Origin of the sequence: Haladaptatus sp. W1, assembly GCF_001723155.1 — an archaeon.
Classification (GTDB): domain Archaea; phylum Halobacteriota; class Halobacteria; order Halobacteriales; family Haladaptataceae; genus Haladaptatus; species Haladaptatus paucihalophilus.
Genome location: NZ_MEIH01000223.1, coordinates 1 through 1191 on the forward strand (window position 1 = coordinate 1; position 1191 = coordinate 1191).

General features: G+C 58.9%; 1 protein-coding gene. It reads left to right on the plus strand.

Going from position 1 to position 1191, the window contains the following annotated elements; all coding sequences use genetic code 11:
- On the plus strand, nucleotides 1–818 hold an 818-nt coding region (locus tag BG842_RS10300; RefSeq protein WP_069450668.1), incomplete at its 5' end, for a PGF-CTERM-anchored ABC transporter substrate-binding protein.
- Between the last annotated feature and the right edge of the window lie 373 nt (nucleotides 819–1191).

Genomic DNA, 1191 nt, shown 5'->3' on the forward strand with positions numbered 1-1191 from the left:
ACGGCGCGAGTGCGAAGGCGAACGTCTCGGGTTCCGGGATGACGGCGGCCGTCCCCGAGAAGGTCGTCGCGCAGGAACCCGACCTCGTTCTCGCGCCGAACGTCATCTCGGACGAGACGGTGAAGAAGCTCCGCGATGCGGGGCTGACGGTGTACAAGTTCCGCGAGTCGAAGTCCATCGACGACATCTACGCGAAAACCGAACTCACGGGGCGACTCACCGGCGAGTGCGACGGTGCGCAACGGACCGTCTCGTGGATGAAAGACCGCATCGAAACCGTCCATCAGGCCGTCGAGGGCGAGGACAGCCCCAAGGTCATGTACGTGATGAGCGGCGGGTACACCGCCGGTTCGGGTACCTTCATGGACACCATCATCACGCAAGCGGGCGGAACGAACGTCGCGGCCGAGGCGGGAATAAAGAGCTATCAGCCGATCAGCAGCGAGGTCGTCGTCGAACAGCAACCCGACTGGTTCATCCTCTCGGCCGGTGCGAAGATTCCCGACGATTACGGCGAAACCCCGGCCGCGAAGGAGAACCAGACCGTCTCGCTGAACCCGAACTACGTGAGCCAACCCGCTCCGCAAATCGTGACACCCATCACGAAACTGGCGAAGACGCTCCACCCGGAGGCGTACGCACAGGCCAACGTCACCACGACGACTGAAACCACGAACACGGACACGAGCGGCACCGACTCGAAAACGACCACGACTACTGCCGCCACGACGACGGAATCGAACGGCCAACCCGGACTCGGCGTTCCCGTCGCCGTCGCCGCCGTCGCGCTGGTCGGACTGCTGGCGCGGCGCGACTGAGCAGTTCGAAACCCCCCGCCTTTCCCTGCTGCCCTCACCGCGACCACCAAGATAATCTACTAAAGCGTAGTGAAAAATACTGATTATTGTTGTAATACTACTGAATCCTATCATTTTCATACCATTTTCTTCTATTTTTCACTGATTTATACTGATCTCTACTATTTTCTACTGTTTTCTACTGTTTTCTACTACCTTCTATCTCCTTCTACCGTCTTCTACTATTCCGTACCGCCCGTAACGGAGGCCGACCCACGACCGACATCGATTCCCGTCTCGGCGTGACACGAAAAGGCGTTTAACGCGGGACTGTGGAGAGGTAGGTATGGTCGAGATAGTCATCTGGCCCGCCTACATCGACGCGGAGTTGACC